This is a genomic window from Candidatus Lariskella endosymbiont of Hedychridium roseum, assembly GCF_964020185.1.
Classification (GTDB): Bacteria; Pseudomonadota; Alphaproteobacteria; order Rickettsiales; family Midichloriaceae; genus Lariskella.
In genome coordinates this window covers 1,542,217-1,564,065 of the sequence record NZ_OZ026538.1, presented here as the reverse complement: position 1 = coordinate 1,564,065, position 21,849 = coordinate 1,542,217, and the positions used below count along the sequence as shown (strand labels likewise).

Below are 21,849 nucleotides of genomic sequence, written 5' to 3'. Positions count from 1 at the left end.
TGTAATGGATGTTGCTCTGATATCTTTGTAAAGAATGGCATTGTGAGGGGTGTACAGCGTTATAAGTGCAGATCATGTTCTAAATTTTGTTGAGGGCGATCTGGGCAAGAAGCCTCAAACAGCTGTTAAGAAAGCATTATGCGTTATGCTATATAGTCTTGGTAATGGCTCTTTTTCTATGTTATGCAAGATATTAGGGCATTCGCCGTCCATAATTTATCGCTGGGTAGTAGAGGCGATGGGCAAGACTCAGGAGCCAGTTGTCTCTTCGGATATTATGGAGATGGAATTCGACGAGATGTGGCATTTTATTGGTTCAAAAAAAACAAGCTTTGGATCATTAAGGCAGTTGATCGTAGTACAAGGAGAACAGTTGCCTGGGTTACAGGCAATCGTGATACTGCAACATTCCAAAAGCTCTACAACAAAGTGAGTCATCTGAAAGAATGTCATTTTTATACGGATGATTGGGATGCTTTTTCTAAAATTTTACCCAAAGAGCGTCATACAATTGGAAAGTCTGGCACAGTATGTATCGAGAGAGATAATAGCAACACGCGACATCATTTATGCCGAATGACACGGCGCACTAAAATCGTTTCTAAAAAAGAGTCAATGGTATACGAATCCATCAAGCTTTGGTGCGCTCTTACTATTACACAAATATTCAAACAATATCAAGAACAGCTCTTATCTATCTTTATGTGAAAACTCTCAAAATTGATTTATTGCGCAAATAAATTTTTGCGGAGAAGTTAAATATACAAAAATTAGCTTTTAGATCTGCCATGCGCTAATTTTCGGATATATTAATTGGCCCTATGCTGCAAATGCTACTTTCATAAAATCCGTAAGTTTTTTGCACTTGTTATAACATTTTCTTACTGATTTAAAACACTATTCTGACACTCGGGGCATCATTTTATGCTGTTTCCGAGACTTTTGGCGCGCGTACTCTAAAATATTTTCAAATGATAGCAATTCCCCAAATAACAGTATATATTTGCTGCGTATTTTGAGATTTGAGTTTAGCTATACTAGAAGCAAAGCAATCAGGAGTGTGCTTAAATTAAAAAAAGATAAAGCTACAGTGTTCTGTTATTTTTGGAGTTGGAGAGTTGGGATAACAACTGCATTTAGTAATAATAGAAAATTTTGATTATTTCGATATATTTGTTTATGATAGCTAAACTAAATTTTTATGCCTACAAAAACTTATGCTAACAAATAGATGTGTTTATAACTATAGTTGAGTATTTTTATGTTTATACAAATAGAGGCTACACCTAATCCTAGCACATTGAAATTCATTCCAGATGCAGAGATTTTAGAATCAGGCCAAACTTTCAATTTCTCTATAGGTGATGAAGTAGCTATTTCGCCACTTGCAGAGAGGTTATTTGCTTTAAGTGGTATTAATAATTTATTTATCACTGATAGCTTTATATCAGTAACAAAAGCAGCTGATATTGAATGGAATACTTTGCAGACACTAATTGTAAGTGCTATTACTGATCATTTGGTTGCTGGACATCCTGTTATTTTGAAGCGATATATTTTGGATGAGCATGCTGTATCTAATGGCGATTCATATGATTCTGAAGTTGTACAAAAGATAAAAGATCTTATAGAGACTATGGTGCGTCCAGCTGTTGCTCATGATGGTGGTGATATTTTGTATCATGACTTTGTGGATGGCGTTGTATATCTAAAGTTATATGGAGCTTGCTCAGGATGTCCAAGTTCTGCGTTTACGCTAAAGAGTGGTGTTGAAAATATGTTGAAACATTATATACCAGAGGTAAAGTCTGTGGAACAAGTATATTACTAATTAGTTTTTGTTGAATGATTAGAAAACAGAAAATAGTTGTTGCAATGTCCGGCGGAGTTGATAGCTCTACTGTTGCTGCAATGCTGAAAAATGAAGGACATGAGGTCATAGGGATTACATTACAACTTTATGATCATGGAGTTGCTTTACAAAAAAAGGGAGCATGTTGTGCAGGGGTTGATATTTATGATGCACAGATGGTAGCAGAAAAAATCAACATTCCACATTACGTATTAAATTATGAAAGCATATTTAAGCAAAGAGTCATTGATGATTTTGCAGAAAGTTACTTAAAGGGTGAAACACCTATTCCGTGTGTGCGATGTAATCAGAAAGTAAAATTTAATGATTTGTTTAATGTTGCTAAGAATCTTGATGCTGATGCTTTGGCTACAGGACATTATGTACGCAAAATCAGCGGTGCGGATAATGCACAGATGCATAAAGGTCTAGATAGCACAAAAGATCAAAGTTATTTTCTATTTACCACTACTAAAGAGCAACTAAATTATCTAATGTTTCCGATTGGTGGTATGTATAAATCTGAGACAAGAGCTCTTGCTAAAGAATTTGGGCTTGAGATTGCAGAGAAGCCTGATAGTCAGGATATATGTTTTGTGCCGAGTGGTGGTTATGGAGATTTAATACAGAGGATGCGCCCTGACGCATTTATACCTGGAGATATACTTTTTAAAGATGGCACTATTATCGGAACTCATAAAGGAATTTTTCATTACACTGTTGGACAAAGGAAAGGAATGAATATAGGTGGTTATTCTGAGCCACTATATGTACTAGAAATAAAGCCCGAAAAAAGGCAAATATGGGTAGGGTTTAGGTCAGATTTAAGATCACCAGAGTTTTTTATAAAGGATTTGAATTGGCTATATGAAGGTAGTATTCCAGATGAAGGCATTGAGTGTGTAGTCAAGATACGCTCTGGACATTTGGGGAGTCCTGCTCGAGTTTATAGAGAGTATGATGGCAAAAATCGTGTTGTGTTATTATGTGATGACTATATTGCAATCGCACCAGGTCAAGCCTGCGTAATGTATAATGATTCAAGATTACTAGGTGGTGGTTGGATAATGAGTCGTGATAATTTTAGGGAGAGTTTTCACAATTAGATAGAAGTATGATATGATCACTTTTTTAAAAACTAAAGAGTGGTTTTATGGTTTGTTGTAAGGGATGTTGCTCTGATATCTTTGTAAAGAATGGCATTGTGAGGGGGTGTACAGCGTTATAAGTGCAGATCATGTTCTAAATTTTGTTGAGGGCGATCTGGGCAAGAAGCCTCAAACAGCTGTTAAGAAAGCATTATGCGTTATGCTATATAGTCTTGGTAATGGCTCTTTTTCTATGTTAGGCAAGATATTATGGCATTCGCCGTCCATAATTTATCGCTGGGTAGTAGAGGCGATGGGCAAGACTCAGGAGCCAGGTGTCTCTTCGGATATTATGGAGATGGAATTCGACGAGATGTGGCATTTTATTGGTTCAAAAAAAACAAGCTTTGGATCATTAAGGCAGTTGATCGTAGTACAAGGAGAACAGTTGCCTGGGTTACAGGCAATCGTGATACTGCAACATTCCAAAAGCTCTACAACAAAGTGAGTAATCTGAAAGAATGTCATTTTTATACGGATGATTGGGAGGCTTTTTCTAAAATTTTACCCAAAGAGCGTCATACAATTGGAAAGTCTGGCACAGTATGTATCGAGAGAGATAATAGCAACACGCGACATCATTTATGCCGAATGACACGGCGCACTAAAATCGTTTCTAAAAAAGAGTCAATGGTATACGGATCCATCAAGCTTTGGTGCGCTCTTACTATTACACAAATATTCAAACAATATCAAGAACAGCTCTTATCTATCTTTATGTGAAAACTCTCATTTTAGGTAATAGATTTTAGTACTATTCCTCTTGAATATAGCGATGTTTAGTATTATATAAAGTAACTTGTAAAAAGTGTAATGCATTAATATGTTCCACGTGGAACATATTTTTGATATTTAAACATATATAGCTAAAGCGCTATAAAGTAGAGATGGCAAGCGAGTATTTAGAATAAATTTTTATTCGTTTGTAATCTATAATATAACTGTTATTTCAGGCAAGAAGCTGACTTCAAATTTATCAAAAAGATAAAAATTTAGCATTACTTTTTTACGTTGCTTTAGCCATATATTGCAAAGCATTATAAATAATTGAATTTTACAATTTATTATTAATTATATAAAGTTAGGCTTCAACAGGAACTAGAAATAATATAGACGTATATGTATATCAAATACATAAGGAGCAGAACATTTTAAATGCACCAATTTTATTAGGGTGTCAATTTTACAAATTTTTTGTTATGCTCAACTGATAAAATTGGCTTTAGACATAAATAGTTTGTAATCGAAATATTCTTTTTAATATAGCACTTCCTATAAAGCACACGCATAAGGATTTTTAAATAGCACGATTTTTTTAAAGTACAAGTGAGTTTCTAAAGTACTTTTATCATGTTCCACGTGGAACATTGTGATACATACCAGAGTTAATTAAATAAACAATGAATATCTCTATGAGTACTACCAACCATATACAAAATAAAAAGTTTGATGCAGAGATAGGGAAAGTACTGCACTTAATGATACATTCTTTATATACAAATAAAGAAATTTTCTTACGTGAATTGATATCAAATGCTTCAGATGCATGTGATAAATTTCGCTATGAGATGACACAAAACTCACAACTCGGCTCTGAAGAAGTATTAAAAATCACTATAAAAATAGATCAATCCAAACAAACTCTCACCATTTCTGATAATGGCATCGGAATGAATGAGATTGATTTGATAGAAAATTTGGGCAGAATTGCAAGTTCTGGCACTCAGAGATTTTTAGAGCAACTTGGTAAAAACGGTAATGATCTCAGCTTAATAGGGCAGTTCGGCGTAGGGTTTTATTCTATATTCATGGTAGCAGACACAGTAAAAGTGTATTCCACTAAATTCTCTGAGCAAAAAACTTATCTATGGGAATCTGACGGCAAAGAAGGATATAAAATTACAACTTTAGAAGAACAAATGCCACACGGAACATCTATAGAATTACATATTAAACCTTCAGATGTCGAGTTCCTAGAATCATATAGAATCAAATATATAATCAACACATACTCTGATCATATAGACTTTCCAATAGAGCTTATAGAAAATGATGGAGAGCCAGAAGTAATTAATTCTTCTTCCCCAATCTGGACTAGACCTAAATCAGAGATTTCAGACGAACAGTATGTAAATTTCTACCACAAAGTGGCACATATGCCTGGTGAACCATTATTTACAATTCATAATAAAGTGGAAGGAAATCTTGAATATATCAATCTACTTTTTATCCCAAAACAGGCTCCATTTGATTTATTTCATCCAGATAGAAGTGCACGAGTGAAACTTTATGTAAAGAAAGTTTTCATCACAGATGACGTTGATGTAATCCCAAGATATATGAGGTTTTTGAGAGGTATCATAGATTCCAGCGACCTACCTCTCAACATTAGCAGAGAAACTTTGCAACAAAACGCAACTGTACATAAAATTCGCAAATCAGTTGTAAAGAGAGTACTAAGCACATTAAAGCAAGCATCAAAAGAAAATCCGGAATTATATAAGGAATTTTGGATGAGCTTTGGTGAAGTTATGAAAGAAGGCTTATGTGAACCTGCGTTGGAAGAAAAAGAGGATTTGCTTGATGCATGTAGATTTTATTCAACTAAATCTGGTGATGAGTTCATTGACCTAAGTACATATGTAGATAGAATGCATTCGGAACAGAGCGAAATTTATTATATTACAGGACAAAATTTGGATGTACTTCGTCAAAATCCGCAACTTGAAGGATTTGCAAAACGTAACATAGAAGTCTTACTTTTGACTGATCATGTAGATGAATTCTGGGTAAATGTTATTTCTCAATATAAAAACAAGTTTATGAAATCTATTTTGGTTTCCGATATTAATTTAGACGAAATACAAAAATTACCAGAAGACAGTAAAAGCACAGCTAGCAATCATAATGACGCTGAGCAGGAAGCACTAAAGGCATATATCAAAAATGTATTAGGCGATAGAATAAAAGATGTTAGACTTTCTACTAAGCTTGTAGAAAGTCCAGCTTGTCTTGCTATTTCTGAAGGAAGCATGAATATCAAGATGGAAAATTTATTAATTGAACAAAAACAATTAAACAAACGCTCTGCTAAAATTTTAGAGGTAAATGCACTGCATCCATTGCTTATAAAGATTATGAAAAGTGTATCGGAAGGTTTAGCTGGAGAAAGAGAATCTGAAATGGTGGAAATAATTTTTGGGCAGGCATGTTTAATAGCAGGGGAACCAATAAGTAATCCCGTAGATTTTGTGACAAAATTAAATAAATTATTAATTACATGATAGATTCTTCGCCAGATATTGGAAAACTTAGTGTACATAGTCAGAATTTAATAGTAGAAGAGCGTTGTATAAAATCTGATTTTACAAAATCTCAAAACGCATTTTTCTCTTCTGCAGAAAAGAAAAACAAGTTAAGTACAAACTCAGAATTTCAAAACATACTTAGCTCTTTTATAAAAAGAGAAGATGGTGCTTACAACTTCAAACGCATAAGCACAAGCATCGCAGATGGTGTAGAAATACACACCTACACTCTTTCATCGCAATTTTGGCCAATAGAAAATCAAAATGATCCTACATTTTTATGGAATCATAGGTTAATTATTTATAAGCCTGATAATGTTTTACACAACACTGTCTTTATGTATGTAAACGGTGGTAACAACATAGATGAAAAAGGAAATGAGACATTTCAAGATTCTCCTGAACAGCTAGATTTTATAGGGCTTGCAAAGAGAAATAACATAATTGTTGTTAATTTACTCAATGTTCCAAACCAATATATTTTTTTCGGAGATCAAGCTTCTCCTCTTCCTAAACGTGAGGATCAAATACTGGCGTACACATATAGAAAAGTAATGGAAGATCCTGCACAAAATGCATATCTCGCTGGTCACCTGCCAATGGCTAAATCTATAGTGAAAGGAATGGATGCTGTAGAAGACATAGTATCATTAGAATTTCGTATAGAAATCAAAAATTTTATATTATCTGGAGCTTCAAAAAGAGGGTGGGCTGCGTGGCTTGCCGCACTTGAGGATGAACGTGTTTCTGCATTGATGCCAGTTGTAATAGATATTCTAAACGTAAGAAAAAATATACACCATATTTGTTCTGTATATGGTGGCACATGTCCTATCGCTCTTAAAGATTATATAAATGAAGGAGTAATAGAGGCTCTACAATCAAAAAACGGCGAGTATTTAATGGATATAGAAGATCCATTAAGCTACCTTAAACCTGAATATGATACGAAATATTTAAATAGGCTTGGAATAGCAAAATATATAATAAATGCGAGTGGCGATGACTTCTTTACTCCTGATTCTTCACGCTTTTATTTTAGCATGCTGCCAGGAAAAGAAAATTACATTAGGTATATTCCAAACGCTGCTCACTACTTGCTTGGGGGGAAGATAGGAAGCATATTAAAAACAGATGTGGTCGTACAAGATGCTGTTGAGAGATACCTATCTTTGCAATTAAATAAAGTTGCATTGCCGCAAGTTTCTTGGGAGTTTTTCCCTTCACAAATTGTGTTACACTCTTCTGAAATTCCACAAAGTGTAAAACTCTGGAGAGCTTATAATGAAGATTCTAGAGATTTTAGATGTCTTCAGATTAACCATTCTCCTTATCAAAAGCTTAGCCTTTGGTATTTTTTCGCCAAGAAATATATTGCTTCATGGTTTACAGAGAAACTTTGTGACGCACAATATTCTTCTATAAATATTGATTATCAATGTGACGGCATTTCACAATGTGTTATAACAGCAGAGTTACCTAAAATAACAAGAGGATTTCAAGCTGCATTTTTAGAAATAGATTATTTTTTAGATGATATGAATCCATTTACTATTACTACAGAAGTGAATATTGCTGGAGTAAGTGACAATCCTTACAAAGTCACTATTGACTAACCTTTAAAATTGTTTATATTTTGCTTGAAATTTTAGAAGGACAAAATAATAAACAAGAACTTTTTAAAGTCCTTGCATCATAATTCTAAGGAATATAGGATTTCTCTTGATCTGCAGAAAAATTGACAAAATTGCCAAAAACCTTATGGATTTTATGAAAGTATAGTTATTTGAGTTGCATTAGCCTATGTATTGAGTTATAAGGAAAGCTAAAATGCGCACAAGTCACTATGGTATAGATTTAAGAGAGAAAGTAATAAGCTTCATAGAATCGGGTAACGCCAAGTCTGTTGCATCTTGACACATTAGATGGCTTCTTTTCAACGTGCTAATCTAACTCAAATAACTATAGTTAACCTCATTATATTCCTTGCATAGAATTTTGAAGTGAAGTTGTAATTTCTCTGCCATTTATATATTCACCTAGCATATCTCTTGCAAATGCAATGGTGATTTCTCTTCTTTTTTCAAGAGCAATTCTATCAAAATATTCTACTATATCCAATATGCTGGAAAAACTGCCTTCAATTCTGCAACTTATATATTCTATCACATTTAATGAGACAGAAATCTGTTTATCTGAAAAATGTTTTATCAATAGCGCTTTGATCAGATCTAAACAAGGAGTTTTAATAAAAATATGATATGTCGAGTTTATTCTTGATTTCAGATCTGGAATTAAGCACTGTAATGGCGAGGCTGTCGTCATCAATAATGATATCTCATTTTCAAGTGCAAAGTTTATCAAGTAAAGTAGGGCTCTTTCGTCACTACATGTTTCCACATTTTCGAAAATTAGGTTCTTACTATATTCTAAGCTTAGTAAATTAGTTTGTTGACCTACATACACGGCATTTTTTCGTGTGCCCCAAATGTTCGCTAAATGGCTTTTTCCACTACCTTTTTCTCCTACTATAATTAACCTATTATGCGGCCAAATATTATCCCGTGTCACAGCATTGTACGCTTCTAAATTGCAAAGCGATACAACGAAATCATATGGATTATAATTAGATTTATAGACCAGAGGTAAAACTTGCTGTGTATATTCCATCTTTTTGACAACTACTCTACTTAGATTTATAGATATTAAAGGCATGGCCAATATACTAGTTACGCCTTGTGTCATAACTCTAAGGAATATGGGATTTATCTTGGCCTGCAAGTCATTATGGCGCACCGAAAATCCAGCAAAAAATGGCAAAATTGCCAAAAACCTTATGGATTTTGTTAAGTAGTCGTTGCAAGGTACAGGATAAATTATATATCCGAAAATTAGCGCATGGTAATTCTAAAAGCTAATTTTTGTATATTTAATTCTCCACAAAAATTTATTTGCGTAGCAAACTGATTTTTGACAAACAGACTCATTTGAAAACGAGTGTACTGACCAAATGAGCTTTTTAGCAAAAACTTCATCCAAGTCTGATACTCGCATATTTATGCTATAATAAAATACCTACAGCAGTATAGTTAAATCATTACTTTTGCTGCAAATAATGCAATTCAATAGACCTCTTGCATAACCTGTTCCAAACTGTGATTTGATTGTCACTAAAACATAAAAACACTCACGTGGATCATTGTTTGGACGTTTTGCAAAAATCTACTCTATAAGAATTTCTACCTCAGAATGAGGTTATGCAAGAGGTCTAATATCTAGTAACTTAATTTCTTTTCAATTTGTTTGCCTATATGCTCTATGATTAGGACGAATATATAATAGTAAACACCTGCGATCAATAGAGGTGTAAAAAAGGTAAATTGTTCTGCTGCGATAGCTTGTGACCTTCTCATTATATCCATTGCTCCTATTGTTCCTATTAGAGCAGTTTCCTTAAGCAACGCGATAATTTCATTTATCATGGAAGGAAAAATATTACGTATAACTTGCGGGAGTATTATGTCACGCCACATATAGAAATTCGGTATTCGCAAGGTTTGGGCAGCTTCAAACTGCCCTTTTGGGAGATATTCTATTCCAGCTCTTAGAATCTCTGCGACGTAAGCTGCGCTATTAAAACCAAATGTTAATATTCCAGCAAGCACAACGCTCATTTTTATTCCTAGGAATGAAGGAATTGCAAAGTAAACAAAGCTTAACTGTAGAATTACAGGCGTACCTCTTATCACAGAAATAACCGCACTTATACTTCTTGTGCAAAGATTTTTATGTCTCATTACAGCCAGTAGCGTTCCTAGTAGTATGCCTACAAATGCAGCAGAGAAAAGGATTTGCAAAGTTACAACTGCACCAACGCCTATCAAGAGAAACTGAGAGCCAATATCCCAGAAATAACTTTTTATAGATTCTATATACTGCATAAGTAATGACAGATTATCAAGATGAATGCAAATTGCAAGATGAGCTGTAAGACGTTACCATAAACTTTAAAGCAACACTTTTATCTATCACTTTTTCTATATCTGTCAAACTAAATATTAATTCTGCAGTACATTTTGAAACCACTGTGCTGTTATATGAAAGCTCAGTAATGAGAAAGTCCGCCGTGGCTCTAAAGGGGCGATTATAGTATTCAAAGAACTTTACATCCTTAACACTTACGTCTTTTCTTGTTTGTGTTTTATATTTTAGTACAGGGCTATCAGGATTTTGTCTTGTATCCATATAATTTAAAAACTCAGAAAGCACTTTTTTTGAAGAATTACTTTGTAAAAATGCTATTTTCTGATCCCAACTTTCTTTATTTGAATATTCTTCGTATTTATAGCTTTCTCTAGATTGAATATACGCAGTTATCATATATCTTGCAACGGATTTATCTATACTATCTCCTAAGTGTGATATAGAGTGAATCCTAGTGACATAATTAACTTGATCGTCTGTATAAGAAACTAATGGATATTGTTCAATAGAATAACGTGCTCTTGTCAGGTGTATAGCAACAATAGCAGCAACAAGTGCTAACAGTGTTACTATAAACATATATATGCATTGTGTATAATAAGAAAGATATCTGGATGTATGCCAATCCAAAGCAGCTTTAAAATAGCGCCCTGTTTCTATCTCATCATCAATGTTGAGCTCAGTCTTTTCCATTCCTAGGCTTAAGTAATATAAATATAGCTTCGTATCAAAATCCGAAACACCAACTCTTCATTTACCTGTGACATATATTGTAATATGCATTATTCTAAAAAACCAAATACTCTATTGCAATACTATTTAACTGCTTTCTTCTAATTGCTTTGTGTATCTTTACTACAGTGCCTGCAAACAAAGTGCTTATGTAAGAATTTTAATGGCATGATTTTTTAGAGTAGCAGTTAATTTCTGAATCAAATATTATATATTTGCAAAAAAATTAACGAAGTAATACTTGAAAATCAGGCTAAAGGAGTCTGCGCAAATGACTTGGCTGGCAGGGCCTACTATATAGTTTAATGCAGAGTTTGCCATTTATATCAATTACTACCGGCTAAAGCGCGGTAGTTTGTGTAACGCTTGCAAAGCAGATTAAAAGCGTAAACGCTAAAACTCTGATATTCTAAAATCATCTTTTTTGTGATGTTCCTCATGCTGTTCTATATAGTTTTTGCACTTCTTCTGAATTCACATTGCCAACTGTCACAACAAAATACCCTCTGGCCCAAAGATGTTGTCCCCAATACCGCTTACGGAGCAGTGCAAATTCCTGTAGCAACTTACGACTACTTATACCTTTAATATATTGCACAGCTTTAGATATTGATATACTAGGCGGAACCAATGCTAATATATGTACGTGATCAGGACTCATACTGCCACTAATTATATTTATGTAATTAGCAGCACATATTTCTCGGATTACTTCCCTAGTTCTAATCGCAACTTGCCCAGTTAAAACTCTATACCTATACTTAGTACAAAATACTGTATAGCATAAGTGACTAAGATACTGACAAAAGTTAGGAATTAAGATATAAAAAGTGAGTATGAAATAAAAAGCATAAAATTATGGCAAGAGCATATCCAATAGAACTTAGGGTAAGAGTAATAGAAGCATTAGAAAATGGTGCAAGAATCACTAAAGTGAGTAAACTATTTAGAGTGAGTCGTGATACTATCTATAAGTGGAAAATTCTGCAAGATAAGCACGGTTCTTTGAAAGCAGCAAGTGGTTATCAAAAAGGTCACAGTCATAAGATCAAAAATCTAGAAGATTTTAAAGAATTTTTTGAATTAAATATTGCTATGACATCAAAAGAACTAGCAAAGAAGTGGTGTAATATATCACCTACAACGATCTTACAGGCGATAAAAAAACTTGGTTATAGCTATAAAAAAAACTCATCTTCATCCGAAAAGAGATATTCCGTTAAGACATGAATTTATTGAAAAGATAAAAACCATCACAAGAGATAAAATAGTATATCTTGATGAATCTGGAATAGAAGATAATGCTTGTAAAGAATATGGTTGTAGTATTTTAGGAGAAAGGTGCTATGGGGAAAAGGTGTATCAACATAAAACTAGAATAAGTATGATAGCTGGTCTTTGTAATTGTAATCTTATTGCTCCCGTAATATTTGAGGGTAATTGCAATAAAGAGGTCTTTGAAGCTTATATTAGGGAGATGTTAATTAAAGAATTAAAACCTGGACAAACTGTTGTTATGGATAACATTAACTTCCATAAGAATCCTAAAGTGAAAGAGTTAATTGAATCTGTGGGTTGTTACATATTATTTTTACCAACTTACTCTCCTGATTTAAATCCTATAGAGCATTACTGGTTTAAGATAAAAAATGAAATTAGAAAAACTATAGATTTATTTGATACTCTTTATGATGCTGTTTTTAATACAATTAAATTGTCAGCACCTTAGTCACTTATGCTATATGATACTTTAGGTCATATATGCTGTGGGATCATCTCCTATATTCCATTCGTCCTCCCTTAGCACATTTCCTAGATAATAATACTAAAGTGTTCGCCTAAAGGCTAGGGTGTTAACCATATCACATATAACTACATAAATTACTTGCATTACAATAGACTTCTTCTTCATACTCGATTGCGAGGTAAGTGCAAGGAGCATAAGAAAGCGCAGTGTACAAGAAGCACATGAGCATACTATGTATGCTCAGGGTGCAACAAAGCAATTGTCAAGCTGTAACAAACGTTTGAAGAAGAAATCCAATAAAAATTCTACATGCCAGATCTAGCATCTGCATTTGGAAGCATAGGTAATAAGCTATATGATATGTATTAGTCGACATTTTATCTTACATTTAGTAAATTAAATTAGTTATTAAATGGAGATAAGCAATGAACTTAAATCAAAAAATCATCAAACCGAAACTAGGTTTACTTGAATTGGCAAAAAGCCTTGGTAGTATATAATCTGCATGTAAGGCAATGTGTTATAGTAGAGATAGCTATTACAGATTTAAAGAATTATATGAAACGGGAGGAGAAGAAGCGCTATACGAGATAAGTCGCAAGAAGCCAATAATCGCTAATAGAGTAGATCCTGCAGTAGAAAAAGCAGTAGTTGATATGGCGATAGAGTACAGCATATGGACAACTTAGAGTATCAAATGAGCTGAAGAAGAGTAGTATACTTGTTTCTCCTGGAGGAGTAAGATCGATTTGGTTACGTAATGATTTGAATAATATCAATAAAAGATTGAAAGCCTTAGAAGCTAAGATGGCCCAAGATGGTATTATATTGACCGAAGCACAGCTGCAAGTACTAGAGAAACGCCGTAATGAAAAAGAAGCACATGGAGAAATTGAGACACAACATCCAGGTTATTTAGGTTGCCAAGGCACATATTATGTAGGCAATTTCAAAGGGATAGGAAAGGTTTATGCTCAGGTATTTATTGATAGCTACAGTAGATTTGCTGATGCTAAACTGTATACTGACAAAACTGCGATTACTGCTGCTGATATGCTAAATGATCGAGTGTTACCATGGTATGAGAGTCAAGGGATACCGATGCTTCGTATTCTTACAGATCGTGAAGGAGAATATAAGGGAAATATAGAACATCATGCTTTTGAGTTATTTCTCAGTATAGAAGGTATAGAGCATACAACAACTAAAGCATATTCACCTCAAACTAATGGTATGTGTGAACGTTTTAATAAAACTATGAAACAAGAATTCTTTGATACAGCTATGCGTAAAAAGATTTATACATCATTGGATGACTTGCAATTAGATCTTGATATTTGGTTAGAATATTTCAACAATGAAAGACCTCATTCTGGTAAATATTGTTATGGAAAAACACCTATGCAAACTTTTTTGGATAGTAAAAAGTTAGCTGTGGAAAAGAATAATGAAATCTTGTATCTCAGTTACATATCTGACAGTCGAAACTTAACTGACAAGCAGATATAAAATTTATAACTGTCTGTAAGATCAAATCTTGACTTCTACATTGTATTTCATCGTGCAGCTTTAGCCATGAAACTAACTCCAGCGCTGTTGTTTGGGTAGTAGGCCTAGGTAGATCTTGTCTTGGTGTGTCTATAACATGAAGTGTTAAATCTTTGTCATGCAAATCAGATTGATTATATAAATACTGCATTAAGTGTGTCTCTGTTACTTCGTGCCAACTACTGAGTGCGAATTTGTCAGCTATTTCTGCTAATTCTTCCTCAGTGCCATCAACACTTGTATTTACATAGCGTTCTCCTGTAAGTAATATTACAGAACTAGCCTTCAAGCCAGACTCCAGAAGCGAGTTGGCATATTCAATTCTACTTAACATAGTTGGGCCAGTTGCTCCTAGAATGCACAGAGCATCAGCTTTTTTCATGACTGGGACGATAGCATTAATAAAACCTAGAATTTTGAGATTTTGAATATTAGGCGTTTTATTTTCTGTCATCCATTCAGCAGATTGCATCTCCCAGCGTTCTTTTGTTCATACTCTCATTGATAGATTACTTTGAGTTCCTTTAACCATTGTTAGAATATATAAGGCTAGCTGATCTTTGGTACTTCTCGGTGGAAATGCAGCAAGCAATGATTGGTCACTTGGAATTATCGATGATTGTTGTAGAAGATCTTGCATTGCACCTTTTTGTTCAGTGCTGTCAAATCCGTAGTAAGATAATGCATCATTTAGTGAGTATCGCATCTCTCGGTCACTGTAATACATAATAATCACCAATAATTGATAGCAGTATACAAATCTTTTTATAGCGACGCTTAACGATATTTAATATATTTAACAAAAAAACAAGTTGCACACCTAATAAGATTATAAATTTGTTTGCATTTATTCAACTATAAATTGTGCCGCGTTAAACATTAGAGCATGCTTACCTAAGATCGTCATACTGTTCAAAATTAATGTTTTTAGAATGTGCCTTATTATTTTGTTAACACTTGTGTACTATTCTTCTTAGCTCTTTTTGAAGTCTAATTTCGTATCTAGTCTGTTAGTCAAAAATCAATTTGCTGCGCGAATAAATTTTTGCCGAAAGTTAAATGTACAAAATTAGCTTTTAGGTGTGGCCCTATGCTAATTTTTGGATATATTCATTGGTCCCATGCCGCGCGCAAACACTATTTTCACAAAATCCGTAAGGTTTTTGCATTTATTATAACATTTTCTTACGGATTTAAAGCGCCATTTTATGCGCACTTTTGAGACTTTTGGCGCGCGTACTATATAATATTTGACTCAGAAAATTAAATACTAACTATTACTGGAAGTATGAATGCAAATAGTGATTTTGAAAACAAAATCAGGGATGTCAATTGCAGCACAAAATCAAATATTGAATCTAAAGTGCATTACATCGCCGTCTCGTATAATATATTCTCTTCCTTCAAGGCGCATTTTCCCTGCTTCTTTTGCCCCAATTTCGCCACTATGTTTTATGTAGTCATCATAAGATATTGTTTCTGCGCATATAAAGCCTCTAGTAAAATCTGTGTGTATTACTCCAGCTGCGTCTGGCGCTGTGGTATTTTCTTTGATATTCCACGCGTGCGCTTCTTTAGGTCCTATTGTAAAGAAAGTGATTAAATCGAGTGCTTTATAACTGCTCTTTATTAATTTGCTCAAAGCACTCTCTGTAAGTCCAATACTACTAAGGAATTCTTCCTTTTCAGCTTGATTCTGAAGAAGAGCTATCTCAGCTTCAATTTGAGCTGATATAAGGATAATTTCTGCGCCTAGCGGACCAATCTTATCTGATACGCTTTGTGTATAGATATTACCACTATTGACATCTTTCTCTGGGACGTTACATGCATATAAAATTGGCTTGGAAGTAAGTAATTGTAGGATATTGACATCATTTTTTGATATTCCTTCTTTTTTCAATATCTCTCTTGCTGGTTTTCCATCATTGAGTAGTTTAATAATCTCTTCTATTAACTGAAGTTGAGCTGCTGCGCCTTTATCTTGTTTTGCTTTTTTTTCTAGGTTAGGTCGCCTTTTTTGAAGACTTTCTAAGTCTGCCAGCATTAGCTCTGTTTCTATTATTTCAGCATCTCTTAGAGGGTCTACGTTTCCCGCGACATGGATAATGTCATCGTTATCGAAGCATCGTAGAACATATATTATGGCATCGACTTCTCTAATATGCCCTAAGAACTGATTCCCCAGTCCCTCTCCTTTACTTGCACCTTTAACAAGACCTGCGATATCAACAAAATCTATTTGAGTATGTATGATTTCCTTAGAGCCAGCAATTTTCGCTAGTGCCATTAGCCTATCATCTGGGACAGCAACTCGTCCGATATTTGGTTCAATAGTGCAAAAAGGGTAATTTGCAGCTTCTGCTGCCATAGTGCTGGTCAGTGCGTTGAAAAGAGTTGATTTTCCAACATTGGGAAGACCAACAATTCCACATTTTAAACTCATATCTAATTGCTATATATTTATTTAATCAAAACGTGCTATTTCTTATTCATTCATATAGTTTTCGTTGTTAAGTGAATCAGTCACTTTAACTGTGACTTTAGTAGGAATTCTATATGATATATTAGACCTCTTGCATAACCTGTTCCAAACTGTGATTTGATTGTCACTAAAACATAAAAACACTCACGTGGATCATTGTTTGGTGACGTTTTGCAAAAATCTACTCTATAAGAATTTCTACCTCAGAATGAGGTTATGCAAGAGGTCTATTAATTGGTGAATAAAACCGCATTTGTAGTAATGTATGTGATGCTTTTCAAAATTTGCGTCTTCAAAACGCGTTTTATGTGTTTTGTATACAGCTCTGTTAATCCAGTCATTGTATAGGATTTTAGCTTAAGTATTACATTATTACTTCGTTAATTTCTTTTCAAATATGTAAAAGTATTCGATATAGAAAGTAAACTTGTACTCTAAAAAAATCATACTCAAAACCCCTTGCGCAAAACACTTATATAGGCAGTGTTACACATGCAACTAAATTCTTCCTAACTCTTTTTGAATTCTAATACCAACTCCCACAAATAATAGAACACTTTAACTTCGCCTTTTTAGGAAATTTAAGCCCCTTCCTTGCTGCTGTACTTTTAGTACCACTAAATTCAAATCTCATCTTAAATTTTCTAAAAAATACGCAGCAAATAAATATATGCTATTATTTATGAGATTTTGTATAATTTCGTATGTACACAAGCTAAATACTAGCTCTGCATTTACCTACGGTATATATGCATAGCAAATTCTATTACTATTTACTCCTTTTCTTTGAAAACTAAAGGTTTATATCTAAAAGTTTATATGCTGTAGCATAAGTATAACAGATGTTACAGCGGATATATTACTAAATTTTTATAGGCGATTTACAGCAAATCTAATCAAAGCTTGCTCCTCTTGCTATGAAATCATAACTGCGCATGGTTTCTATTCCAAGGACTTCACTTGTGGCTTTTAATACTGATACAACACGTCCAATATCTCGGATTGTTGTCATGGCAATTCCATCGTCTGTCAACTTTTTTTTATGTATGTTGACGCAGTATTGGCATCCATTTAGGATAGATGCTGCCAAGCAATATATCTCAAAATCGCTTTTTGTAACTTCTATATTGAATATGCTATCCATGTAAAGTTCTAATGGCATATTGATTAGCTCTGGATCACATGTGTAATGAGCAAATCTATAATATGTGTTGTTCATAGACATCATCACTGCTGCGATTTTGCAGGCTTTTGCATCTACTTCTTCAAGATGAAGCTTTGCTTCAGCGCGGATTGCATTTAGCAACTGCTCGTTTCCTAGCAAGTAACCAACAGTTAGTGCAACACCATAAAGTTGCGGATTTGCTAAAGAGGTATTTCCGTTCACAAAGATTGAAAGGAGATTTTGCTTTATGTTCAACGCATACTCTGGTAGTTTCTTTGCTACGCTAGATACAGACATAATTAATATTCCCTAAAAAGTTTATTGATCTCTTGTATTTAAGTAATTTTATCAAAAAGACGCTAAAAATTTTTATATGCATGTAAAGGCATGTGGTGTAGTTCAGAATATGTATCACCTAATTTTAATATAAAAAATCAAAAGTGGACATAATTTTGAATTGCACATAGCTCAACCTGGCTAAATAAAGCATTGCAAAAATTAACTAACTACAACCTTCCTGAGTCAAAAGTTATTAGTTGGCATGCGATATCCTTTAATTACACGGCATATAGGTTAATACTAATAGTAGTCTGACATCTTTTATAGTTCTTTAATTGGTTATGCAACATTATTTTTGCACTTGGCAAAATATATTATAAGCGTCTTTGCTCATAAAGATTTTTCTAAAAATTCTTGTAAAGCAAAAATTGCAAAAATAAAGAGAAAAATGTATATTGCTATTTGTAAGCCTAATTTGCAACATGTAATCTTAATAATAAATCCAGCAAGTGCAGTCATGCAGAAACTTAGTAAAATAAAACAACTTCTTACTTCTGACATTTCTCCTCCTGTCATCTCAGCTCAAGAGGTACATGGTGAACTTGTTGTTCTTGTGGATACAGAAGATTTGCTTACATTAATGCAATTTTTAAGGGATGACAAGAACTGCAGATTCTCAGCGCTTATGGATATATGCGCCGTAGATTACCCAAGTCGTACTGAGAGATTTGAAGTAGTGTACCACATGTTAAGTGTTGAGCATAATCTTAGAGTAAGAGTGAAATTGTGTGCCGGCATAGAAGACATAGTTCCTAGTTTAACTGATTTATTTGGGTCAGCTGGATGGTATGAAAGAGAGGTTTGGGATTTGTATGGAGTTTATTTCAAAGGCAATACAGACTTGAGAAGAATATTGACAGATTACGGCTTTGTAGGGCATCCTATGCGGAAAGATTTTCCCTTAACTGGATACACTGAAGTTAGATATGATCTTATCCAGGAAAAGGTGGTCTATGAGCCTGTTAAACTAAGTCAAGAATTTAGGAACTTTGATTTCTCAAGTCCTTGGTATGGACCAAATTATATATTACCTGGAGATGAAAAAGCATCGAAATAGCATAGTACGTTTACAGATGTTTCTATCAAATTTTTTTGATAGGATGTCAAAAAGACGCTTGCTGATACCTAAAATTTACGATAATTTCATAAATTCTTCTAAAATAGCGCGCCTGATGCGCCTAGATAAGCCTGTGGCTTGTGTGTTGCTTATCCTCCCAGTTTTGTGGGCGATTGCCTTCAATCTGAAAGATGTATTTAAACTTATATACTTCTTCTTGCTGTTTTCAGTCGGCGCTCTTGTCATGAGGAGTGCTGGTTGTATCATCAATGATATAGCAGATCGCAAATTTGATCATAGTGTAGAAAGAACAAAAAATAGACCACTTACATCTGGGGAAGTCAGTTTAGGTATGTCTTTATGCGTTCTTGCAATACTTCTTTTGTTAGGTATGATCATATTGATGCAATTGCCGGATGCTGCTATTTATATCGGTTTTGCTGCAATGCTGCCAACTATCGTATATCCATTTATGAAGCGTTTCACACACTTTGCACAGTTTTTTCTTGGATTTACTTTTAATATTGGTGTAGTAATTGCTTGGATTGCTGCAACAGGATATTTTTCAATTCATGGCTTGTTGTTATATGTAGCATCTGCAATGTGGACTGCCGGATATGATACGATTTATGCACATCAGGACAGGACTGATGATGTTTTGCTGGGGCTCAAGTCAACTGCTATAAAATTTGGAGAGAATACACCGCTATTTGTTTGGTGTATATATCAGGTGTCAATTACTGCTATATGTATCGTTGGTCTTGCGCTACATATGAATATTATTTTTTATGCTTTTATGGGTATTGCTGCTTACCATTTATATTGGCAAACTGAAACTTTGGATATTCATGATGCTAAGAGTTGTGGTATTAAGTTCAAATCAAATATTGAATTTGGTGTGATAGTTTTACTTGGAATTTTGCTCGGTCACATATAAGTATATTTCAAATAAGAATTATACAATAATGAGTTGTGAGATAATAGATTTCTTCTTTAAACTCAAGCTTCAAGTGATGCAAGTGCAAGAAGCACAATTAGCATCACATGAAGGCTCAAGGATACGACAAAGCAATTTGCTGCCAGAACAAACGTTTTTTAGAAGAAGTCTAATGAGGCGCTTGGCCGGTAGTTATATGTGCTGTGTGGGGACTAAATTATCTAGGCACTGCCGGTAGAGCCTTAGTTTCTCCGTCAAAAATCGATTTGCTGCGCAAATAAATTTTTGTGGAAAGTTAAATGTACAAAAATCAGCCCCGGCTCTGCGCTCATTTTTGGATATATTAATTTGTCCTGTACCTAGCAAATACTACCTAACAAAATCCATAAGGTTTTTGGCAAATTTACCACTTTTTCTGCTGGGCTTTCGGTGCACCATAATTACTTATAACCTAGATAAATCCAGCGCTCCTTAGAGTTATGACGCAAGCGACTATCTATAGTGTTTTTCGCATATTATAAGATCATGGTATTTTTACGCAAATTAGGAGGTTAATAACTTGAATAAGATCAATAAAAGTGTATTGAAGGACATAATGCAAAATACTACTAATTTCTATGCAGGGCGCACGTTTCGTGCTGTTTTAATGTGTATAACTCTTTCTTTTACTTTAATCAGCGCTGGTTGTGCACTTTTTATTCCAGTTGCTGCTGTTACGGCTGGTGCTGTCATGATGGATCAGAGATCTATAGGGGCTGTTGTTGATGATAATGTGATATTTACAAAGATTAAGGGAGAGTTTGGTAGGTTTACTGTAAAGGATGTATTCACTAAAGTAGCCGTTAATGTTAAAGAAGGACGTGTTATGCTTACAGGCGCAGTAAAAGAGGAGTACTACAAGCATGAAGCAGTCAGAATTGTTTGGGGCGTTATGGGTGTCAAAGAAGTCATAGATGAAATTATTGTCTCAAGTGAGGTAATTAATAGTGCAAATGATACTTGGATCGCTAATCAGGTTAGAAGTAAGTTGTTATTCAGAAAAAATATGGATTCTGTAAACTATACAATTGCTGTCAATAATTCTGTTGTGTTCCTCTTTGGAATAGCTCAAGATCAGGCAGAATTAGATTTAGCAATAGAAATTGCTAGTTCTGTTAAAGGTGTTAGAAAGGTAATTAATCATGTTTTGTTGTCTAATGATCAAAGACGAAGAGTTCCTTAAATATATCGGTTAAGCACTTGTAAATAGCACTAGCACGTTTGTTTTATAAGATGAACGTTATGAATTTTTTTGTATGTTTAGTGCCTGCTGCGTCTTTTGGCAAAATTAGAATACTTCGTAAGTATATCCGCTAAAAATTGCTTTGCTACGCAAATAAATTTTTGTGGAGAAGTTAAATATGCAAAAATTAGCCCAGGATTCCGCCATGCGCTAATTTTTGTATATATTATTACTCATGTGCCTAAGCAAACACTGCTTTCACAAAATCCGTAAGGTTTTTGCGTTTATTAGACCTCTCGCATAACCTCATTCTGAGGTAGAAATT

Annotated in this window: 18 protein-coding genes and 2 pseudogenes; 13 read left to right on the top strand and 7 right to left on the bottom strand. The window is 34.2% G+C overall.

Annotated features, from left to right (window positions below; all coding sequences use genetic code 11):
• Positions 1–49: 49 nt before the first annotated feature.
• The 8 genes from AACK98_RS07900 to AACK98_RS07865 all read left to right on the top strand — a co-directional run bounded on the left by AACK98_RS07900 (position 50) and on the right by AACK98_RS07865 (position 7,924).
• Positions 50–433: a hypothetical protein gene (locus AACK98_RS07900; protein WP_339040485.1), complete on the top strand. Its 384-nt coding sequence runs from the start codon at positions 50–52 to the stop codon at positions 431–433.
• Positions 337–708: an IS1 family transposase gene (locus AACK98_RS07895; protein ID WP_339042695.1), complete on the top strand. Its 372-nt coding sequence runs from the start codon at positions 337–339 to the stop codon at positions 706–708. The genes AACK98_RS07900 and AACK98_RS07895 overlap by 97 nt, the downstream gene beginning before the upstream one ends.
• Before the next feature lie 553 nt (positions 709–1,261).
• Complete coding sequence (locus AACK98_RS07890) at positions 1,262–1,831, top strand: NifU family protein (RefSeq protein ID WP_339041298.1); 570 nt, start codon at positions 1,262–1,264, stop codon at positions 1,829–1,831.
• 14 nt (positions 1,832–1,845) lie between these two features.
• Positions 1,846–2,958 carry a tRNA 2-thiouridine(34) synthase MnmA gene (gene mnmA, locus AACK98_RS07885; protein WP_339041296.1) on the top strand — a complete coding sequence of 371 codons (1,113 nt, stop codon included), beginning with the start codon at positions 1,846–1,848 and terminating at the stop codon, positions 2,956–2,958.
• A 106-nt stretch (positions 2,959–3,064) separates the two neighbouring features.
• Positions 3,065–3,448: a hypothetical protein gene (locus AACK98_RS07880; RefSeq protein ID WP_339041293.1), complete on the top strand. Its 384-nt coding sequence runs from the start codon at positions 3,065–3,067 to the stop codon at positions 3,446–3,448.
• Positions 3,352–3,723: an IS1 family transposase gene (locus AACK98_RS07875; protein ID WP_339042693.1), complete on the top strand. Its 372-nt coding sequence runs from the start codon at positions 3,352–3,354 to the stop codon at positions 3,721–3,723. Before AACK98_RS07880 ends, AACK98_RS07875 begins: the two co-directional genes overlap by 97 nt.
• Positions 3,724–4,412: 689 nt before the next feature.
• Positions 4,413–6,284 carry a molecular chaperone HtpG gene (gene htpG, locus AACK98_RS07870; protein ID WP_339042691.1) on the top strand — a complete coding sequence of 624 codons (1,872 nt, stop codon included), beginning with the start codon at positions 4,413–4,415 and terminating at the stop codon, positions 6,282–6,284.
• Entirely contained in the window at positions 6,281–7,924 is a 1,644-nt protein-coding gene (locus tag AACK98_RS07865; protein ID WP_339041291.1) for a PhoPQ-activated protein PqaA family protein, read from the top strand. Before htpG ends, AACK98_RS07865 begins: the two co-directional genes overlap by 4 nt.
• Before the next feature lie 361 nt (positions 7,925–8,285).
• Here AACK98_RS07865 and AACK98_RS07860 read toward each other — a convergent pair whose 3' ends face one another.
• The 4 genes and pseudogenes from AACK98_RS07860 to tnpA all read right to left on the bottom strand — a co-directional run bounded on the left by AACK98_RS07860 (position 8,286) and on the right by tnpA (position 11,847).
• Positions 8,286–9,128 carry a hypothetical protein gene (locus AACK98_RS07860; RefSeq protein WP_339041289.1) on the bottom strand — a complete coding sequence of 281 codons (843 nt, stop codon included), beginning with the start codon at positions 9,126–9,128 and terminating at the stop codon, positions 8,286–8,288.
• A 455-nt stretch (positions 9,129–9,583) separates the two neighbouring features.
• Positions 9,584–10,249, bottom strand: coding sequence for an amino acid ABC transporter permease (locus tag AACK98_RS07855; protein WP_339041287.1), 666 nt, complete (start codon positions 10,247–10,249; stop codon positions 9,584–9,586).
• Positions 10,250–10,265: 16 nt separating this feature from the next.
• Positions 10,266–10,985, bottom strand: coding sequence for a VirB8/TrbF family protein (locus AACK98_RS07850; protein ID WP_339041285.1), 720 nt, complete (start codon positions 10,983–10,985; stop codon positions 10,266–10,268).
• Positions 10,986–11,417: 432 nt separating this feature from the next.
• Positions 11,418–11,847 (bottom strand): annotated as a pseudogene (tnpA, locus tag AACK98_RS07845) (IS200/IS605 family transposase).
• 35 nt (positions 11,848–11,882) lie between these two features.
• On the opposite strand from tnpA, the gene AACK98_RS07840 reads away from it, so the two are divergent.
• A protein-coding gene (locus AACK98_RS07840; protein WP_339041283.1) for an IS630 family transposase occupies positions 11,883–12,753 on the top strand; the annotation gives its coding sequence in 2 pieces (ribosomal slippage) (positions 11,883–12,206 and positions 12,208–12,753; 870 coding nt in all).
• Positions 12,754–13,286: 533 nt separating this feature from the next.
• Positions 13,287–14,280 (top strand): annotated as a pseudogene (locus AACK98_RS07835) (IS481 family transposase).
• On the opposite strand, the gene AACK98_RS07830 reads toward AACK98_RS07835, so the two are convergent.
• The 3 genes from AACK98_RS07830 to AACK98_RS07820 form a co-directional block, all read right to left on the bottom strand.
• A complete protein-coding gene (locus AACK98_RS07830; RefSeq protein ID WP_339041281.1) occupies positions 14,234–14,791 on the bottom strand; it encodes a hypothetical protein in 558 nt (185 codons plus the stop codon). The pseudogene AACK98_RS07835 and the gene AACK98_RS07830 sit on opposite strands and share 47 nt — an antisense overlap.
• Before the next feature lie 873 nt (positions 14,792–15,664).
• Positions 15,665–16,765 (bottom strand): redox-regulated ATPase YchF, encoded by a 1,101-nt coding sequence (ychF, locus tag AACK98_RS07825; RefSeq protein ID WP_339041279.1) that lies wholly within the window; start codon positions 16,763–16,765, stop codon positions 15,665–15,667.
• A 931-nt stretch (positions 16,766–17,696) separates the two neighbouring features.
• Positions 17,697–18,266 carry a carboxymuconolactone decarboxylase family protein gene (locus AACK98_RS07820; RefSeq protein WP_339041277.1) on the bottom strand — a complete coding sequence of 190 codons (570 nt, stop codon included), beginning with the start codon at positions 18,264–18,266 and terminating at the stop codon, positions 17,697–17,699.
• Positions 18,267–18,609: 343 nt separating this feature from the next.
• Between AACK98_RS07820 and AACK98_RS07815 the strand changes: the two genes are divergently transcribed.
• The 3 genes from AACK98_RS07815 to AACK98_RS07805 all read left to right on the top strand — a co-directional run bounded on the left by AACK98_RS07815 (position 18,610) and on the right by AACK98_RS07805 (position 21,524).
• Entirely contained in the window at positions 18,610–19,365 is a 756-nt protein-coding gene (locus tag AACK98_RS07815) for an NADH-quinone oxidoreductase subunit C (RefSeq protein ID WP_339041275.1), read from the top strand.
• A gap of 58 nt (positions 19,366–19,423) precedes the next feature.
• Entirely contained in the window at positions 19,424–20,302 is an 879-nt protein-coding gene (gene ubiA, locus AACK98_RS07810; protein WP_339041273.1) for a 4-hydroxybenzoate octaprenyltransferase, read from the top strand.
• 559 nt (positions 20,303–20,861) lie between these two features.
• Positions 20,862–21,524 carry a BON domain-containing protein gene (locus tag AACK98_RS07805; RefSeq protein WP_339041271.1) on the top strand — a complete coding sequence of 221 codons (663 nt, stop codon included), beginning with the start codon at positions 20,862–20,864 and terminating at the stop codon, positions 21,522–21,524.
• The last annotated feature ends 325 nt before the right edge of the window (positions 21,525–21,849 follow it).

Excerpts from the sequence above, each read along its gene's own strand:
- ychF (WP_339041279.1), bottom strand. The coding sequence starts at position 16,765 with ATGAGTTTAAAATGTGGAATTGTTGGTCTTCCCAATGTTGGAAAATCA.
- AACK98_RS07830 (WP_339041281.1), bottom strand. The coding sequence starts at position 14,791 with ATGCAATCTGCTGAATGGATGACAGAAAATAAAACGCCTAATATTCAA.
- AACK98_RS07855 (WP_339041287.1), bottom strand. The coding sequence starts at position 10,249 with ATGCAGTATATAGAATCTATAAAAAGTTATTTCTGGGATATTGGCTCT.
- AACK98_RS07865 (WP_339041291.1), top strand. The coding sequence starts at position 6,281 with ATGATAGATTCTTCGCCAGATATTGGAAAACTTAGTGTACATAGTCAG.
- htpG (WP_339042691.1), top strand. The coding sequence starts at position 4,413 with ATGAGTACTACCAACCATATACAAAATAAAAAGTTTGATGCAGAGATA.
- AACK98_RS07820 (WP_339041277.1), bottom strand. The coding sequence starts at position 18,266 with ATGTCTGTATCTAGCGTAGCAAAGAAACTACCAGAGTATGCGTTGAAC.
- AACK98_RS07890 (WP_339041298.1), top strand. The coding sequence starts at position 1,262 with ATGTTTATACAAATAGAGGCTACACCTAATCCTAGCACATTGAAATTC.
- AACK98_RS07850 (WP_339041285.1), bottom strand. The coding sequence starts at position 10,985 with ATGGAAAAGACTGAGCTCAACATTGATGATGAGATAGAAACAGGGCGC.
- mnmA (WP_339041296.1), top strand. The coding sequence starts at position 1,846 with ATGATTAGAAAACAGAAAATAGTTGTTGCAATGTCCGGCGGAGTTGAT.